The sequence below is a fragment of the Sporofaciens sp. SGI.106 genome, from assembly GCF_050314255.1.
In the GTDB taxonomy this organism is placed as follows: domain Bacteria; phylum Bacillota; class Clostridia; order Lachnospirales; family Lachnospiraceae; genus Claveliimonas.
The window spans coordinates 237,702-255,592 of record NZ_JBNPMZ010000001.1 but is presented as its reverse complement, the minus strand read 5'-3'; the positions used below and the strand labels follow the sequence as shown (position 1 = coordinate 255,592).

19 protein-coding genes, 1 tRNA gene and 1 pseudogene are annotated in these 17,891 nt (G+C 41.4%); 16 read left to right on the top strand and 5 right to left on the bottom strand.

Features of this window, described 5'->3' with window-relative positions:
* Nucleotides 1-71: 71 nt before the first annotated feature.
* The 9 genes and pseudogenes from ACQRCC_RS01270 to ACQRCC_RS01230 form a co-directional block, all read left to right on the top strand.
* A pseudogene (locus tag ACQRCC_RS01270) lies at nt 72-734 on the top strand (ribonuclease HII); the annotation flags it as partial.
* 71 nt (nt 735-805) lie between these two features.
* Nucleotides 806-1,171, top strand: coding sequence for a YraN family protein (locus ACQRCC_RS01265; protein ID WP_427848992.1), 366 nt, complete (start codon nt 806-808; stop codon nt 1,169-1,171).
* Between the two features lie 20 nt (nt 1,172-1,191).
* Nucleotides 1,192-2,034 carry a peptidoglycan editing factor PgeF gene (gene pgeF / locus ACQRCC_RS01260; RefSeq protein ID WP_427848991.1) on the top strand — a complete coding sequence of 281 codons (843 nt, stop codon included), beginning with the start codon at nt 1,192-1,194 and terminating at the stop codon, nt 2,032-2,034.
* Between the two features lie 15 nt (nt 2,035-2,049).
* Entirely contained in the window at nt 2,050-2,925 is an 876-nt protein-coding gene (locus ACQRCC_RS01255) for a mechanosensitive ion channel family protein (protein WP_427848990.1), read from the top strand.
* A 104-nt stretch (nt 2,926-3,029) separates the two neighbouring features.
* A complete protein-coding gene (locus tag ACQRCC_RS01250; protein ID WP_427848989.1) occupies nt 3,030-3,872 on the top strand; it encodes a transporter substrate-binding domain-containing protein in 843 nt (280 codons plus the stop codon).
* Between the two features lie 56 nt (nt 3,873-3,928).
* Nucleotides 3,929-4,594, top strand: a complete 666-nt coding sequence (locus tag ACQRCC_RS01245) for an amino acid ABC transporter permease (RefSeq protein WP_427848988.1) — start codon at nt 3,929-3,931, stop codon at nt 4,592-4,594.
* A 22-nt stretch (nt 4,595-4,616) separates the two neighbouring features.
* Nucleotides 4,617-5,426, top strand: coding sequence for a DUF169 domain-containing protein (locus ACQRCC_RS01240; protein ID WP_427848987.1), 810 nt, complete (start codon nt 4,617-4,619; stop codon nt 5,424-5,426).
* Nucleotides 5,423-6,178 (top strand): amino acid ABC transporter ATP-binding protein, encoded by a 756-nt coding sequence (locus ACQRCC_RS01235; RefSeq protein WP_427848986.1) that lies wholly within the window; start codon nt 5,423-5,425, stop codon nt 6,176-6,178. Before ACQRCC_RS01240 ends, ACQRCC_RS01235 begins: the two co-directional genes overlap by 4 nt.
* A gap of 4 nt (nt 6,179-6,182) precedes the next feature.
* Nucleotides 6,183-6,995, top strand: a complete 813-nt coding sequence (locus ACQRCC_RS01230) for a DUF169 domain-containing protein (RefSeq protein WP_427848985.1) — start codon at nt 6,183-6,185, stop codon at nt 6,993-6,995.
* A 70-nt stretch (nt 6,996-7,065) separates the two neighbouring features.
* On the opposite strand, the gene ACQRCC_RS01225 is transcribed toward ACQRCC_RS01230, so the two are convergent.
* Nucleotides 7,066-7,138, bottom strand: a tRNA-Thr gene (locus ACQRCC_RS01225).
* 140 nt (nt 7,139-7,278) lie between these two features.
* Here ACQRCC_RS01225 and ACQRCC_RS01220 point away from each other — a divergent pair.
* Nucleotides 7,279-8,079: an MBL fold metallo-hydrolase gene (locus ACQRCC_RS01220; RefSeq protein WP_427848984.1), complete on the top strand. Its 801-nt coding sequence runs from the start codon at nt 7,279-7,281 to the stop codon at nt 8,077-8,079.
* 40 nt (nt 8,080-8,119) lie between these two features.
* The gene (locus ACQRCC_RS01215; protein ID WP_427848983.1) at nt 8,120-8,365 is read left to right on the top strand and encodes a hypothetical protein; all 246 of its coding nucleotides are present in this window, start codon (nt 8,120-8,122) and stop codon (nt 8,363-8,365) included.
* A 2-nt stretch (nt 8,366-8,367) separates the two neighbouring features.
* On the opposite strand, the gene ACQRCC_RS01210 is transcribed toward ACQRCC_RS01215, so the two are convergent.
* The 4 genes from ACQRCC_RS01210 to ACQRCC_RS01195 all read right to left on the bottom strand — a co-directional run bounded on the left by ACQRCC_RS01210 (nt 8,368) and on the right by ACQRCC_RS01195 (nt 11,346).
* Nucleotides 8,368-8,892, bottom strand: a complete 525-nt coding sequence (locus ACQRCC_RS01210) for a type III toxin-antitoxin system ToxN/AbiQ family toxin (protein ID WP_427848982.1) — start codon at nt 8,890-8,892, stop codon at nt 8,368-8,370.
* Between the two features lie 280 nt (nt 8,893-9,172).
* A complete protein-coding gene (locus tag ACQRCC_RS01205) occupies nt 9,173-9,697 on the bottom strand; it encodes a hypothetical protein (protein ID WP_427848981.1) in 525 nt (174 codons plus the stop codon).
* Nucleotides 9,698-9,788: 91 nt separating this feature from the next.
* Nucleotides 9,789-10,586, bottom strand: a complete 798-nt coding sequence (locus ACQRCC_RS01200; RefSeq protein WP_427848980.1) for an ABC transporter permease — start codon at nt 10,584-10,586, stop codon at nt 9,789-9,791.
* On the bottom strand, nt 10,579-11,346 hold the full coding sequence (locus ACQRCC_RS01195; protein WP_427848979.1) for an ABC transporter ATP-binding protein: 768 nt from the start codon (nt 11,344-11,346) through the stop codon (nt 10,579-10,581). The genes ACQRCC_RS01200 and ACQRCC_RS01195 overlap by 8 nt, the downstream gene beginning before the upstream one ends.
* 162 nt (nt 11,347-11,508) lie before the next feature.
* On the opposite strand from ACQRCC_RS01195, the gene ACQRCC_RS01190 reads away from it, so the two are divergent.
* The 5 genes from ACQRCC_RS01190 (at nt 11,509) to rpsU (ending at nt 17,807) form a co-directional block, all read left to right on the top strand.
* Nucleotides 11,509-12,165, top strand: a complete 657-nt coding sequence (locus tag ACQRCC_RS01190; RefSeq protein WP_427848978.1) for an epoxyqueuosine reductase QueH — start codon at nt 11,509-11,511, stop codon at nt 12,163-12,165.
* Between the two features lie 94 nt (nt 12,166-12,259).
* On the top strand, nt 12,260-13,639 hold the full coding sequence (argH, locus tag ACQRCC_RS01185; RefSeq protein ID WP_427848977.1) for an argininosuccinate lyase: 1,380 nt from the start codon (nt 12,260-12,262) through the stop codon (nt 13,637-13,639).
* A 52-nt stretch (nt 13,640-13,691) separates the two neighbouring features.
* On the top strand, nt 13,692-14,777 hold the full coding sequence (asd, locus tag ACQRCC_RS01180) for an aspartate-semialdehyde dehydrogenase (protein WP_427848976.1): 1,086 nt from the start codon (nt 13,692-13,694) through the stop codon (nt 14,775-14,777).
* Between the two features lie 39 nt (nt 14,778-14,816).
* Nucleotides 14,817-17,456, top strand: coding sequence for an alanine--tRNA ligase (alaS, locus tag ACQRCC_RS01175; RefSeq protein ID WP_427849091.1), 2,640 nt, complete (start codon nt 14,817-14,819; stop codon nt 17,454-17,456).
* 174 nt (nt 17,457-17,630) lie between these two features.
* Nucleotides 17,631-17,807 (top strand): 30S ribosomal protein S21, encoded by a 177-nt coding sequence (gene rpsU / locus ACQRCC_RS01170; RefSeq protein ID WP_004054229.1) that lies wholly within the window; start codon nt 17,631-17,633, stop codon nt 17,805-17,807.
* The last annotated feature ends 84 nt before the right edge of the window (nt 17,808-17,891 follow it).

Below are 17,891 nucleotides of genomic sequence, written 5' to 3'. Positions count from 1 at the left end.
ACGGTTGATAAGGATCGGATGTCCATGTAACGGAAGGAAGGTCCAGAAAACAGGTAGCGGATGCAGGCAGAAGAATGAATAAACGGGAAGAAGAAAAGCAGAGAAAAAAGCAGGAGAAGCTGGAAAAAGAGCTGTTAAGACTTGCAGGTATGAGTGCCTATGAGGAGAAATACCGGGAATACGGAGTTGTGTGTGGAATTGACGAGGTTGGAAGAGGACCTTTTGCCGGTCCGGTAGTGGCCGGCGCAGTTATTCTTCCGGAGGACAGTCAGATTTTGTATCTGAACGATTCCAAAAAGATTTCTGAGAAGAAACGGGAAGTACTCTATGACGAGATTATGGAGAAAGCGATCGCAACCGGAATCGGGATGGTCAGCCCGCAGAGAATTGACGAAATCAATATTCTTCAGGCAACCTACGAGGCTATGCGGATGGCTATTTCAAATCTTAGCATAAAGCCGGATATCCTTCTTAATGATGCGGTGACAATTCCTGATGTAGAGATTGTTCAGGTTCCGATTATTAAAGGTGATGCCAAGAGCGTATCCATAGCTGCGGCAAGTATTATTGCCAAAGTGACAAGGGATCGTCTGATGGTTGAGTACGATGAAGTACTGCCGGGATATGGATTCGCAAGCAATAAAGGATATGGAACCAGAGAGCATATTGAGGCGTTGAAGGAGCTTGGGCCGACGCCGATTCACCGTATGAGTTTTATACATAAGTATGTATGATACCAGGGTCAAAAGGTCTAAGCCTACATGAGCTTGCTCATAATTAGGGGACAGGATAAAGGGGATAGTAATTGGAGAATAAAAGAAGTACAGGCGGACGTTATGAACAAATGGCAGGTAATTATCTTGAGAAGAAAGGGTATCAGATTCTTGAGTATAATTACCGGTGCCGTTTTGGTGAGATAGACATCATAGCAAAAGATGGAAGTTATCTGGTGTTCTGCGAAGTGAAGTATCGAAGCAGCTTATGCAAGGGAGATCCGCTGGAAGCGGTGGATAGAAAAAAACAGCAGGTATTATCGAAATGTGCTCTGTATTATGTCACAAAGCAGGGATTATTTGATGATCCCTGCCGTTTTGATGTTGTGGGAATCAGTGGGAAAGCCGGAGAAGAGAGCATTAAACTGGTTCAAAATGCTTTTGATTATATCGGATAATTAATGACAGGAGGATACGCATGAATCTTGGATTGAAGTATAAAAATCAGGAACATATTTTTGAGGAATGTGTGGTAAACGGTGTTCCTTTTTTAAAATACCCATTGTTAGAGAAAACAGGAGTTGTTAATCACGGGTTTTCTACCCGTCTTGGAGGTGTCAGCAAGGGGTACTGTTCCTCAATGAATATCAGCATTCACAGGGGAGATGATCCGGAAGCAGTGGATGAGAACAGAAGGCGGATTGCAGCGGCAATTGGTGTGAAGCCGGAAAACATGGTTTACACCCAACAGACCCATACTACGAATGTGTCAGTAGTGACAGAGGCAGACAGAGGGAAAAGCCTTCCGGAAACGGATGGAATGATAACAAATGTGCCGGAAGTGTGTCTGGTTACCTTTTATGCAGACTGTGTTCCTCTCTACTTTGTAGATCCGGTAAAAAAGGCAATAGGGCTCAGCCATTCCGGATGGAGAGGAACCGTTCACAAAATGGCAAATGTGACCATTGAAAGGATGCAGAAGGAATATGGGTGCAGGCCGGAGGATATTCGTGCGGCAGTAGGACCTTCTATCTGCCAGGAGTGCTATGAAGTCAGCGAAGACGTCATAGATGAATTCCGAAAGAATTACAGAGAAGAATACTGGAAAGACTTGTTTTATCAGAAAGAGAACGGAAAATATCAGTTGAATCTCTGGAAAGCAAATGAATACAATTTTCTGGATGCGGGAATCCTACCGGAACATATGGCAATCAGTAATGTATGTACCTGCTGTAATCCGGAAATCTTATTCTCTCATCGGGTGACCGGATGGGAGAGAGGAAACTTGAGCGCATTCCTTTCGCTGAAAAAACAGCTGTAGAACAGGAGGAATTTGATGGATACGACAGAAATGACAGAAGCAACGCAGGAAACTGTACAGGAGATCAATGCTTTTATGCAGCAAATTCAGAATAGTAAGGAATCACTGATTACTTTCGGATTTAAGGTTATATTAGCAATTATTATTTTTCTGATTGGCCGTTTCTTAATTAAATGGACAAGGAAACTGGTGAGAACAGCGCTGAATCGTTCCAGTGTAGATACGGGTGCAGCCCAGTTTATAGATTCTTTTTTGAAATTCAGTATGTATGCTATTCTGATCTTCACGATTGCAACAAAATTTGGTGTGGATACGGCATCTGTGGCGGCTTTGATTGCTTCTGCAGGTGTGGCTGTAGGTCTGGCACTGCAGGGGAGCCTTTCCAATTTTGCAGGCGGTATGCTGATTCTGCTGTTGAAGCCGTTTGTAGTGGGTGATTATATTATAGAAGATAATCACAAAAATGAAGGAACAGTCAAAGAGATTCAGATGTTTTATACAAAGCTTACAACCATAGATAACAAAACAATCATCATTCCCAATGCGATGCTTACCAATAACAGTCTGACCAATGTCACAGCGAAGGATGAGCGGAGAGTGGATCTGAAAATATCCATTTCGTACGATTCAGATCTGAGAAAAGCAAAGCAGGTGATCCGTCATGTGCTTGATGAAGAACCTAGAATTAATACGGAGGATGAGGTGCTGATTTTTGTGGACGACCTGGCGGACAGCGCGGTTGTGATAGGGGTTCGCGCCTGGGTGAAGACGGAAGATTACTGGGAAACCAGATGGCAGCTTCTGGAGGATATTAAGCTTGCGCTGAATGATGAAGATATTGAGATTCCGTATCCACAGCTTACGGTGCATACGAAGAATGCTTATAGATAAATTGAATAAATAAAGATATTTATCAAAAATAGTGATTAGACAAAGGTGAAAAGAAGAGATACAATAAGGCTGTTACACTTAAACGGGTATTCAAGGAGGAAAACATGAGAAAAAGAATTTTAAGTGTGCTGTTAGCTGGGGCTATGGTATTAAGTATGGCAGCATGCGGCTCAAAAGAGGAGGCACAGCCTGAAGAGGCAACGGAAGCAACAGAAGAAACAAAAGAAGAAACGGAAGAAGCAAAAGAAATCACCGTAGTTGCAACAGGATCATTTTATCCAATTTCATACACTGATGATAATGGGGATTTAACAGGGTTTGAAGTTGAGGCGATTAAAGAAGTTGCAAAGAGAGCTGGGCTTACAATTAAATGGGAACTGTCTGATGATTATACAGCAATGTTTGGTGGAATAGACAGTGGTATCTATGATACAATTGTTGGTCAGATTTCTGTAACACCGGAACGTGAAAAGACATATACATTTACAGACATTTACGCAGAGAATGCGATTAGAATGTGTGTTCGTTCAGATGATGCTGCTGAATCAGTAGACGATCTTCAGGGAAGAAAAGTATGTATCCAGTTTGGAACAGTTCTTCAGGATTTCTTTGATGCATACAATGCTGATCTTGCAGATGATAAAAAGATTGAATGTGTGGAAACTACCGGAAGCCCATATGAGGAATTAGAAGTAGGACATTTTGACGCATTTCCAATTACCGAATTATCATTTGACTCTGTAATGGAAAAAGGTGAATATGATTTTAAATTGATTGGTGATCCGATCATTATTGATTATCAGGCATGGCCATTTGCGAAAGATGCAGATCCGGAAATCATTGAAGCATTCAATACAGCTATTAAAGAAATGCAGAAAGACGGAACGCTTAGTGATCTTTCAAATAAGTTCTATGGACGTGATGTAACACAGGTTTCTGCTGAATAGGTGGTTAAGAAGGTAGTCTTTATGGCTACCTTTATTTATATTTAAAGGAGATAATTATGAGATTTGATGTTTCTTTTTTCATTTCCTGTTTTCCTAAACTGGTAAAAAAGATTCCATATACTTTATATTTGGGGATAATAGCATTTTTGATAGCCTTTGTTTTGGGAATGATACTGGAGATTTGTTATACGTCTAAAAACAAAATAATAAAGAACTTAGCCGGTATTTATATTTCTTATTTTCGGTCAACACCTTATATTACACAATTGTTTATTTTTTATTTTGGTATGCCACAGTTGATTGACTGTATGAAAGGCATACCTGCGAGCGTATCGTTAGTAATTACAATTGCTATGAATTCGTCTGCATTTATAGCAGAGACGATTAGAGGAGGCTTACTGTCTGTGGATAAGGGGCAGAAGGAAGCTGCTATGTCAATTGGAATGAGTTCTTTTGCAATGTATAAAGAAATTATATTACCCCAGGCGTTTATTGCAGCATTTCCTTCACTTGGTAATTCGTTTATAGCCATGATTAAAAATACAGCAATTGGATTTACAGTAGGTGTTATAGAACTTCTTTCTCAGGCAAAAATTTTGGGAGGATCTGCACTGAAATTTATGGAAGCATATATTGCAGTAGGAATCGTGTATTGGATTGTACTTGTGTTGATTGATAAATGTATAAAACGCATGGAAGTTCGGATTTGCCGTTATTTATAAGGAGAATAGTATGAAGAAGTATGTGGATTATTTAAGTAAAATGCTTGGCCTGGAAAGAGAAATTATCGGAGTTCGGTTTTTATATTTCGAGGATGATTACCAGTCATTAGAAAGTGAAGAATATGGTAAAAAAACAAGTTATTGTATGATGGTAAAAAGTGCAATGAGTGGAAAGCATTTCAAAGCAAAGGCAGAAAATTTTGGATGCAGATGCGCAGCAGAAGCTTTAGGTGTTGTAGAAGAAATGGATTGTGTTGAATCGGGGGAACGTTATTATAGTATAAACCTTTATGAAAGCAGGGCAGTTGCCAAGTCTGTAACCAGAGATATTTCAAGGATAAAGCATTCGATATATGGAATAGAAATAGGACCATTAAAAGAAGTAGAAGATGCGGATGTGGCTGTTTTTATGGTTAATGCATATCAGTTAATGCGGGTTGTGGAAGCTTATTCATATAAATATGGCGTTCCAAAACATATACATATGGCAGGAAATCAAGGTGTATGTGCAGATTTGACCGCAGCACCATTTGAGCAGAATGATCTTAATTTTTCTGTTCTTTGTGCAGGAACAAGAAAAGTATGTGGATGGAGAGACGATGAGATGGGTGTAGGAGTCCCGATTCAGCAATTTATTCCACTTGTAGATGGAATGATTAAAACGCTCAATTATATTGAATATCCTGAGCGAAAAGAAGCTATTAGAAGCCGGTTAGACACACCGGATGAGTTGGGAATCGTAATAGATGATAAACTTCACTATGGAAAACTGGGTAAGGAATATGTGTCTCCTGTTTTATATCAAAAGAAGAAAAATGGAGAAATAGAATGATAAGAGTAAACAATCTACATAAATATTTTGGTGATTTGCATGTGTTAAAAGGGATTGATTTTACAGCAAAACAGGGTGAAGTAATTGTTATAATCGGTCCGTCAGGTATGGGAAAATCTACTTTTCTGCGGTGCTTGAACTGCATAGAGTTTCCTAATAAAGGTACTATTGAAATAGATGGTGTTAAAATAGATGCACAAAAATTCAGCGAAAGAGAAAAAATTGCATTGAGAAAGAAAACCTCAATGGTATTTCAGAATTATAATGTGTTTAAAAATAAAACTGTTTTGCAAAATGTTATGATTCCTATGACGTCTGTGCAGAAAATAAAAAAGGAAGAGGCAAGAGAGATTGCTTTAACATATCTGGAACAGGTAGGTCTTATGGATAAATTGAATGAGTATCCATCCAGATTATCCGGTGGACAACAACAGAGAGTAGGCATCGCAAGAGCAATGGCAGTAAATCCGAAAGTGATTTTGTTTGATGAACCGACATCATCTCTGGATCCAGAATTAGTTACGGGCATATTAGATCTTATTCGTAAAATGGCGAAAGCTCATAAACGTACGATGATTATAGTAACACATGAAATGAGATTTGCACAAGAGGTTGCGGATAGAGTTCTTTTTATGGATGAAGGAATTATAATTGAAGAAGGGACGCCTCAAGAGGTATTCAATCATCCTAAAAATGAACGTACAAAAAAGTTTTTGCAACAGATTTCGTTTGGTATAACTGAGCAGAGGTGACAAAATGTATAATGATTTAACAAAAGAATGCAGAATAGTGTTGAATCTTAAAAGAAAGATTATAGGGATTAAATATCTGTATATCAGAGAAGAATATGATGATTGTCCGGCCGAACAGTTGGAAATCAAAATGACATTATGTGGTCTTGCTGCACAGGCCATGAAAGGTAAGTTTGTGAAAGCAAAAAATGGATGCTTTTCCTGTCAGGGAGGGCCACATTTATTGGGAATGAAGCAAACTCCATCCTTCATCGGTTCTGGAAGAGAGTATTATGAATTTGGTTTATATGCAGACATGGCAATTGCGCGTCAGGCACAAAATGGCCTGTGTGCAATCAACCAAAAAATATATGGAATAGTTATGGGGCCGCTGGAAAAGATGGATGGTGCAGATGTGGCACTGTTTTTGTGTGACACATGGCAGGCAATGCGCGTAATGCAGGGATACACTTATTATCATGGCCGTGCAGAGAATATTGGTATGATAGGAAATCAGGGATTATGTTCTGACTTAATAGCACGACCTTATTTTATGAATGATATTAATATTTCTATGTTGTGTATGGGGGCGCGGATTTCGACAGGTGCCGAAGACGGTGAAGTTGGGATCGGAATGCCGATACACTTATTTGAAGATGTGGTAAAAGGTATTAGAAATACAATTAATGTAGCAACAGAAGAAAAAAGAAAAAAAGAACTTAAAAAGCGATTGGAATTAGAAAATATGGATATACCCTTGGAATATGGTGGGATTTATGTGAGCAATATTAAAAAGATGAAATATCCAGAAGAATTATATGAAAAAGAATTATTTTAGTACTATATGTGTGAGACTCTGAATATTTAAAAGGAGCCATTGCTATTTTGCAATGACTCCTTTTAGAAAAAGCTGGAAATCGGACTTGAACCGACGACCCCTTCATTACGAGTGAAGTGCTCTACCGACTGAGCTATTCCAGCTTACGTACTGCCCTGTGGCAGTCACAGATATTATTATAACTTATTTGGCAGGATTTGCAACATTTTTTTATAATTTTTTATATTCTTTTCTGAGTTTGTGGTATACTTGGCTGAGAAAAGAAGAGAAGGCGGGATGATTTATGAGACTTACGATTTTAGGAACCGGCAATGCAGCTGTGACGGAGTGTTACAATACCTGTTTTGCATTTTCAAAAGAGGATGCGCATTTTCTGGTTGATGCAGGCGGTGGTAATCAGATTTTGAAAAGACTTAAGGATGCAGGAATTCCATTGTCACAGATTCATGATATATTTCTTACCCACGAACATATCGATCATCTCCTGGGGTTGATTTGGATTATCCGTATGGTTGGACAGGGAATGAATAAGGGAAGTTACGAGGGTGAACTTCGTATTTATTGTCATGAAGGTCTGGTAGATACACTTAAGACAATCACTTCTCTGACAATTCAGAAAAAAGTGTGTAAGCACATTGGAGAAAGAATCCTTCTGATACCGGTTGCTGCCGGTGAGACAAGGGAAATACTTGGCTGTCAGGTAACTTTTTTTGATATTTATTCTACTAAGGCGAAACAGTATGGATTTACCATGCAGCTACCTGACGGAAATAAATTTACCTGTGCAGGGGACGAGCCTTATAATGAGGCGGATTATGAGTATGTAAAGGGCAGTGACTGGCTGATGCATGAGGCTTTTTGTTTATACGGCGAGGCAGATATCTTTAAGCCATATGAAAAGCATCACAGTACGGTCCGGGAGGCCTGTGAAACAGCGCAGAAGCTTGAAATACCGAATCTGATTCTTTATCATACGGAAGATAAGAATATCCTACACAGAAAAGAACTGTACACAAAAGAAGGTCAGGAATATTATACTGGCAATCTGTATGTTCCGGATGATATGGAAGTATTTGAAATATAAAATTCTATGATCAAAACTGTGTGTGGATAGGAGGAGTTTTATGGCAATTACGAGACAGATGTTGTTTCCGCTGGCTTTTTATAAAAAATCAAAGTTCAGCGGAAGCAAGGGAAAGATGAATTATCGTATTGAGAAAATTACTGAGGAAGAAGGGGATATGTTTCTTCTGACTGTATGGGAAGGACCGGAGTGTTATGACGTGTCGAAAGCGGAAAAAGTAACCTCCAAATATCCCTTTAGTGATGCGGGAATGGAAGAGATTCTGGATTATCTGAATGCAATGTAGGGTCAGAATGTATTGGAATAAGAACTGCATTTTTCTTCCAATATTCTGAAATTACAGCATCTCGCAGCAAGGGAGGAATTCGGTTTGAAAATACACTTTTGATATAATTTCATAGCTTTGTTTTGCAGAGTATCCTGAACATTATCAATTAGGGCTTTTTCTTTCTGGAGAAGGTAAATGTAGTCGGTTTTTTCCTTGTCATTTTTGAAAGAACGGAAATTTTCTACCTGATTATATTTCAACTGTGTAAGGCAGTTGTCAGGAACCGGAATCATGTTGTTGATATTTAGCACAGCATAAAGGTATCCAGTGGAGTCATCCTGTAGTTTGTGGAAGTCCAGACTGTTTGACATCTTCTGATGTTTTGGTTTTGCGGAAGAAATAGGGACATAGTAATGGAAATCTCCGATTGTAAGAAGAATTCCTACATGGAGTTTCAAACGTTCCCCATATTCAACATATCCGACACGTGAATCAAACTGTGTCAGGTAGTTTATGTATTTTTTATCAACAACGTACCAATCCATAGATCCTCCTAAAAGTAAAAAGCGGGTGGATTACTCCACCCACTGCTGTTAACCGATTGTTTTAATTGGACAATCTAACCGCTTTTAAACGAGCATTTTAACTGGACGCTCTAACCGCTACACAGATATTTTATCTGCACTTTTATTATATGCAATTTACAGAAAAAAATCAATTCCTTAAAATGCTAAATTTTTATGAACTTTTTCAAGTTGTTTATGGAATCAATTTTATCGTCTATACCGGTACATTATGGGGGGGACGGTTCTGAACCCCGGGTGTTTATTTATCAGGTTTGTCAGAGGAATGTTTCCAGAACCACATAGCCAGAAGGATACCGCCGATATAAAGTATATTGGTCAGAACCGTCGGGTTGTCCTTCAGGAACCATACGATCAGAACTACGGCAACTGCAATGATGGCAATCTGGATAAGGAAGAAAATCCTGGAGTTTCGCAGTTCTTTTTCAGCGCGCAGTTTTTCTTCTTTTCGTTCCTGCATTTTAAGGTATTCCAGCAAATCTTCATCCCGGAGGCGCCGGATAATATAATCGTCTCTTGACAGCGTCTGTGCATGATCCTCCAGATCGAAATCATCCTGGAAAGGACAGCTTTTCACATACTGAACGGTGTCTTCCTTTTTTGCAGAGTCTTCCCTGTCAGGAGTCTCTTCAACAGCCGTCTTTGCAGGAGTCTCTTCTGAGACTGTCTCGTTTTCGGTCTGTTCAACAGGTGTAATGTCTTTATTCGTAACTTCTTCAGGTATTGTATTTTCAACAAGTTTTTCTTCTGTATGATTTTCTGACATATATTCCGCCTCCGTTTCTTTTATTTATCATAACAAGGATTGTGAAATAATGCAATTATTTGTCGGTAAAATGTGAATGTTGATGATAAAATCAGAAACGTTTCTGGTATAGTTTTTCTAATAGGCTAATCAGTGAGTACAGTACCATTGCCATGATACACAAGAGAACAATGGACATCAGGAGCCAGTCAAGTTTAAAGGTCTGGCTGGCATAGATGATGAGATACCCAAGACCGTTTCTTGCAGCTAGAAATTCTCCGATGATGACACCAACCAGACAAAGTCCGATATTAACCTTCATGGTACTGATGATTGCGGAAACGGAGCTGGGGATTACAACCTTAGTCAGTGCATGGAATCGACTGCCGTGAAGTGTGTAGATCAGTTTGATTTTTTCCGGGTCTACGGTGGTAAAACTGCTGTATAGATTCAGTATACTTCCGAAGATGGCGACTGACATTCCGGCTACTATGATGGTGGTCCGCGTAGCGCCAAGCCATACGATGAGAAGAGGAGCCAGGGCTGATTTCGGAAGACTGTTCAGCACTACCAGATATGGATCCAGAATCTCGGAAAGTTTTGGACTGAACCAGAGTGTAACCGCCATACAGAGACTGACAGCAGTGACCAGCATAAAGCTTATAAGAGTCTCATATAGTGTCACACCGATGTGAAGGAAGATACTCCTGTCCAGTACCATGGACCAGAAGCACAGGGCAATCTTCGATGGACTGCTGAAAATGAAGGAATCTATGATTCCGACATTGGCAGTAAATTCCCAGAGAAACAGAAAGCTCAGCAGGATAAAAATGCGGGATACACTGACAATTCTTCTGTGTCGGAGCTGCTGGTTCAGATAATGCTGCTGACCAGCGGAAAGTTCACTCATTGCTGTTCAGCTCCTTCCATATCAGGTTAAAATAATTTTTAAATTCCGGCGCGTTTCTGCGGTTTAGCGGAGTATCCATTTCAAGATTGAATATCAGTGGTACTGTTTGACAGATGGTGGCAGGACGGCTGGTAAGGATGATGACACGGTCGGCAAGAGATATGGCCTCTGACAGGTCATGTGTAACCAGAATCGCAGTCTTCTTTTCATGACGGATGATCTGTCCGATATCATCTCCTACTTTAAGGCGGGTCTGATAGTCCAGTGCAGAGAATGGTTCATCCAGAAGAAGAATATCCGGCTCCAGAACCAGAGTACGGACAAGAGCAGCACGCTGGCGCATTCCTCCGGAAAGTTCGGATGGCCTGGAATTTTCGAACTGTTTCAGACCATAGATGTCCAGAAGCTCATGAGCTTTGGCTTTGGTCCGGGTGGTGAGCATGTGTTGTACCTCCAGCCCCAGAACAACATTATTGTATATTGTTCGCCACTCAAACAACTGGTCATGCTGCAGCATGTAGCCAACATTAGTGGTACTTTCCCGCAGGTATTTTCCATTAATTTTGATGATTCCTTTTTCCGGTTCCAAAAGTCCCGCAATCAGGGACAGGAGTGTAGATTTTCCACATCCGGAAGGACCGACGACAGCCACGAATTCTCCTTCTTTCATAGCGAAGGAAATATCGACAAGGGCAGGAGTTTCTCCGTCCATATTGTGGTAGGCATAGTGTATGTGCCGAAGCTCGAGTATCTGTTCCATAAAAACCTCCTGAATCTGGAATTCAAGTATGCCTCGGCAATCCGCCGGAGGCTTCATTTTCTTTGAAGATAAATGGCATATAACAATGTATGCCAAAATAGAGAATGAGTGCTTGCACAGGACATGAAAATACCATATACTGATATGACAGGATTCGGGAAAATGCATCTTATACACAAGGAGAGAAATGGTGTGAATTATCAGAAGGAGCTTGACAAAATTATCGAACGACTGGAAAAAAGCGGAGAAGTTCCGAGGCTTTTGCTTCACAGCTGTTGTGCTCCATGCAGCAGCTATGTGCTTGAGTATCTGAGTCAGTATTTTGAGATAACTGTTTTTTATTATAATCCGAATATATATCCTGAGAGTGAGTATACCAAACGGATCGTGGAGCAGCAGACATTGATTTCCTCTATGGAGGTGAAGCATCCCATCAGTTTTGCAGCGGGAAATTACGACAGGGATCGCTTTTACCGGATGGCAGAAGGAATGGAGGATATGAAAGAAGGCGGTACAAGGTGCTTTCGATGCTATGAGCTTCGCTTAAGAGAAACGGCAGAGCTTGCAAAAGCTGGCGGATATGATTTTTTTACGACGACACTAAGTATCAGTCCCCTGAAAAATGCTCAGAAGCTGAATGAAATCGGTGTGAAAATCGGAAAAGAATGTGGCGTAGAGTATCTGGTATCAGATTTCAAAAAGAAGAATGGATATAAACGTTCTGTTGAGCTTTCAAAAGAATTCGGGCTTTATCGTCAGGATTATTGTGGATGCGAATTTTCCTATGCCGAGGTTCAAAAACGTCATTCTGCATTATAAATAAGAAACTTTGAAATAAATATTTTCATTTTAAGGAAAATATGGTAAAATGTATAGCTGAATTTTACTGATGAAGAATGAAAGGAGATTCCATATGGCACAGTTATGGGGCGGACGGTTTACGAAAGAAACCGATCAGTTGGTATATAACTTTAATGCATCTATTTCCTTTGACAGGAAATTGTATGCACAGGATATTAAGGGAAGTATTGCACATGTCATGATGCTTGCAAAACAGGGCATTTTGACTGATACAGATAAAGAGAAGATTATTGATGGACTGGAGGGCATTCTGGCAGATGTTGAGCGGGGAAAACTGGAAATATCAGAGAAATATGAGGATATTCACAGTTTTGTGGAAGCAACCCTGATCGACCGCATCGGAGAGCCGGGCAAGAAGCTCCATACAGGACGAAGCAGGAATGACCAGGTAGCTTTGGATATGAAGCTTTACACAAGAGATGAGGTTCACCTGATCGACAATCTGATCGAAGAGCTTCTTCGTGCGATTCTGTCGATTATGGAAGATAATACAGAGACGTTTATGCCGGGATTTACCCATCTTCAGAAGGCACAGCCTATCACACTGGCACATCACATGGGAGCTTATTTTGAGATGTTCAAAAGAGACCATGAGAGAATGCGCGATATTTACAGACGTATGAATACCTGTCCGCTGGGATCCGGTGCTCTGGCAGGAACGACTTATCCGCTGGACCGCGAATATACGGCAAAGCTTTTGGGCTTTGACGGGCCGACACTGAATAGTATTGACGGTGTGTCTGACAGAGACTATCTGATAGAGTTTCTCTCAGCTTTATCTATTGTTATGATGCATCTGAGCCGTTTTTCAGAGGAAGTCATTATCTGGAATTCCAATGAATATCAGTTTGTGGAAATCGACGATGCGTACAGCACCGGAAGCAGTATTATGCCCCAGAAGAAGAATCCGGATATTGCAGAGCTTGTTCGCGGTAAGACAGGTCGGGTATATGGTGCCCTCATGTCACTGTTGACAACGATGAAGGGAATACCGCTTGCCTACAATAAAGACATGCAGGAAGATAAGGAGATGACATTTGATGCCATTGATACGGCAAAGGGATGTCTGGCTTTATTCACCGGTATGCTGAGAACTATGCAGTTTAAGAAAAATAACATGGAAACCAGTGCGAAAAATGGCTTTACCAATGCTACTGATGCGGCAGATTATCTGGTAAATCATGGGGTTGCTTTCCGTGATGCTCATGGAATCGTGGGACAGCTGGTTCTTTACTGCATCGAGAAAGGAATTGCACTGGATGATATGACTCTGGAGGAATTCAAGAGCATTTCTCCGGTATTTGAGGAAGATATTTACGAGGCAATCCGGATGGATACCTGTGTGAATAAGAGGGTGACGATTGGAGCTCCGGGAAAGAAAGCAATGACGGAAGTGATAAAAATATATAAAAAATATTTGCGTGAATATTAAAAAAGAGGTATATTCTATACATTAAAGAAATGAGACAGAGGAGAAGAGTGCTATGGAACAGAAATTGAAAGTAGGTATCTTGGGAGCAACAGGTATGGTTGGACAGCGTTTTATTGCACTGCTGGAGAATCATCCATGGTTTGAGGTAGTGACAGTGGCGGCGAGCCCGCGTTCTGCCGGAAAAACTTATGAGGAAGCAGTTGGGGACCGCTGGAAAATGACTACACCGATGCCGGAAGCTGTGAAGAAACTGGTCGTACTGAATGTAAATGAAGTGGAGAAGGTTGCTTCTACAGTTGATTTTGTATTCAGTGCTGTAGATATGAGTAAGGATGAGATCAAGGCAATTGAAGAGGCTTATGCGAAGACAGAGACGCCGGTCGTATCCAATAACAGTGCCCACAGATGGACACCGGATGTTCCGATGGTAGTGCCGGAGATTAACCCGGAGCACTTTGATGTAATTGCAGATCAGAAGAAACGTCTGGGTACAACCAGAGGATACATTGCAGTGAAACCGAACTGTTCGATTCAGAGTTATGCACCATGCCTGGCAGCATGGAAGGAATTCGGACCGAAGGAATTGGTGGTTACCACTTATCAGGCAATTTCCGGTGCCGGTAAGACATTTAAGGACTGGCCGGAAATGGTAGAGAATATCATTCCGTATATCGGTGGTGAGGAAGAAAAGAGTGAGCAGGAGCCGCTTCGTGTTCTTGGACATGTGGAAAATGGACAGATTGTAAAGGCAGAGCTTCCAAAGATTACCTGCCAGTGTGTGCGTGTGCCGGTACTGAATGGACATACAGCAGCAGTATTTATTAATTTTGAGAAAAAACCGACCAAAGAACAACTGATTGAGAAGCTGGTAGCTTATAAGGGATTCCCACAGGAGGCAGAACTTCCAAGTGCACCGAAGCAGTTTATTCAGTATCTGGAAGAAGACAACCGTCCGCAGGTGTCACTGGATGTAGATTATGAACGTGGAATGGGTGTATCCATCGGACGTCTCAGAGAAGACAGCATGTATGATTTCAAATTCATCGGTCTGTCTCATAATACTGTCCGTGGTGCTGCAGGTGGAGCGGTTCTCTGTGCAGAGACGCTGACAGCAAAAGGTCTGATCGCAGCAAAATAAATATATAGACAAGTCTGTCTTTAATAATTGGAGGATATGATGCAGAAATACGGAGTAAATGAATTAAGAAGAATGTTCCTCGAATTTTTTGAGAGCAAGGGACATCTGGCAATGAAGAGTTTTTCACTTGTGCCGCACAATGACAAGAGTCTGTTATTGATCAATTCCGGTATGGCACCCCTTAAGCCATATTTTACCGGACAGGAGATTCCACCGAGAAAACGTGTGACTACCTGTCAGAAATGTATTCGTACCGGAGATATTGAAAATGTAGGAAAGACCGCACGTCACGGTACTTTCTTTGAGATGCTTGGAAACTTCTCCTTCGGAGACTATTTCAAAAAGGAAGCTATTGCCTGGACATGGGAATTCCTGACAGAGGTGGTAGGACTGGATCCTGACCGTTTGTACCCATCTGTATATGAGGACGACGATGAGGCATGGGAGATCTGGAACAAAGATATCGGTATCCCGGCAGACAGAATTTTCCGTTTTGGAAAAGAAGACAACTTCTGGGAGCATGGATCAGGCCCGTGCGGACCATGTTCAGAAGTGTATTATGACCGTGGAGAAAAATATGGCTGCGGAAGCCCGGATTGTACGGTAGGATGCGAATGTGACCGTTATATGGAGATCTGGAACAATGTATTTACCCAGTTTGACAACGACGGACATAACAACTATACAGAGCTGGAGCAGAAAAACATTGATACAGGTATGGGACTGGAACGTCTGGCATGTGTTGTTCAGGATGTTGATTCCATGTTTGATGTGGATACGCTTCTTGCACTTCGTCAGCATGTCTGCCGTATGGCAAATGCAGAATATGGTAAAGAATATGATACGGATGTATCTATTCGTGTGATTACAGACCACATTCGTTCTGTGACATTTATGATTTCAGACGGTATTATGCCATCCAATACCGGACGTGGCTATGTACTTCGCCGTCTGTTAAGAAGAGCCTGCCGTCATGGAAGACTTCTTGGCATTCAGGGAGAATTCCTGGTACAGCTCGCTACTACAGTTATCGAAGGCTCTAAGGACGGATATCCGGAATTAGAGGAGAAGAAGGATTTCATCTTCAAAGTAATTACAAAAGAAGAAGAACAGTTTAACAAAACCATCGATCAGGGACTTTCTATTCTTGCGGGTATGGAAGCGGAGATGGAGAAAAAGGGAGAGAAAATACTCTCCGGTGAGGAAGCATTCCGTCTGTATGACACCTATGGATTCCCGGTTGATCTGACCAAAGAGATTCTGGAGGAAAAAGGCCTTCAGATTGATGAGGAAGGATTCAGGAAGGCAATGGAAGCTCAGAAGGAGACTGCAAAGGGAACCTTTGGAGAGACAAATTATATGGGTGCGGATGTTACCATTTATGAGTCCATCGATCCGTCTGTTACAAGTAAATTCGTGGGATACGAACATCTGACTTATGAGTCACCGGTAACAGTTTTGACTACAGAGGATGCGATCGTTGATGCATTGTCTGACGGCGATAAGGGAACTATCTTTGTGGAAGAAACTCCATTTTATGCTACCAGTGGTGGTCAGGAGGCGGATACAGGTGTAATTCGCACTGCAGAAGGCGAATTCGTTGTTGAGGATACGATTAAGCTTCTGGGTGGTAAGATTGGTCATGTAGGTCATATGGTATCCGGTATGATTAAGGTGGGAGATAAAGTAAGCCTTGAGATAAATGAGGAAAAACGTGCACTTTCCGCAAGAAATCACAGTGCAACCCATCTGCTTCAGAAGGCTCTTCGTACGGTACTTGGAACTCATGTAGAACAGGCAGGTTCTTCTGTTAATGAGAATAGACTTCGTTTTGACTTTACGCATTTCTCTGCCCTCACAGAGGAAGAAATCCGTAAGGTAGAAGAAATTGTGAATGACAGCATTGTAAAATGTCTCCCTGTAAAAGCTGAAAATATGCCGATTGAAGAGGCAAGGAAAACAGGTGCCGCTGCACTTTTCGGTGAAAAATACGGTGATATCGTCCGTGTAGTAAGTATGGGTGAATTCTCCAAAGAGTTCTGTGGAGGAACCCATGTAGATAATACCGGAGTAATTACAGCGTTTAAGATTATTTCCGAGACAGGAGTTGCCGCAGGCGTTCGCCGAATTGAAGCACTCACTTCCAAGGGATTGATGAACCATTATAATGAGATGGAACAGAAGTTTACAGAGGCTGCCAGACTTATGAAAACATCTCCGGATAAACTGGCTGAGAAGATTGCTCATCTTATGGCAGAGAACAAAGCGCTGCACAGTGAGGTGGAAAGTCTTAAGAGCAAGCTGGCACAGGGTGCTATGGGTGATGTTATGAGCCAGGTTCAGGATGTAAATGGAGTGAAGCTTCTGGCAACAAAAGTGGAGAACGTGGATATGAACGGACTCCGTGACCTTGGCGATCAGCTGAAAGAAAAGCTGGGAGAAGGTGTTGTTGTAATCGCATCCGCTAATGCTGGTAAGGTAAACCTTATGGCCACAGCAACCGCAGGAGCGATTGAAAAGGGAGCACACGCAGGCAACCTGATCAAGGCAATTGCAGGACTGGTAGGCGGTGGCGGCGGTGGCCGTCCGAATATGGCACAGGCTGGCGGTAAGAATCCGGCCGGAATCGATGATGCGATTACTAAGGTAAAAGAAGTACTGGAAGGTATGGTTGGCTAGTAAACGAATCGAAACAACGAATAAAATCATGTCACAATAAAAAAAACCAGAAAATAGTGAAAAATTGTTGACGGATAGGAAAAATGTGCTATAATCTTTGTAGTGCAATAAAATATACCCGAACAGTCGTATGATGCACAATATAGGGCTGGAGGGGAGGTTAGGTGTGAGACTATGTCAAATGTAATCGTTAAAGAAAACGAGACGTTAGATAGCGCTTTACGCAGATTCAAAAGAAACTGTGCAAAAGCTGGTATTCAGCAGGAGATTCGCAAAAGAGAGCATTACGAAAAACCAAGTGTTAGACGTAAAAAGAAATCTGAAGCTGCTAGAAAACGTAAGTATAACTAATATGTGCAAAGGCAAGGGTGCCGCGTATAAGATACGTGGCACCCTTTTTTGGTTGTTAAAAACCTGTCGAATTAATGAAAGAAT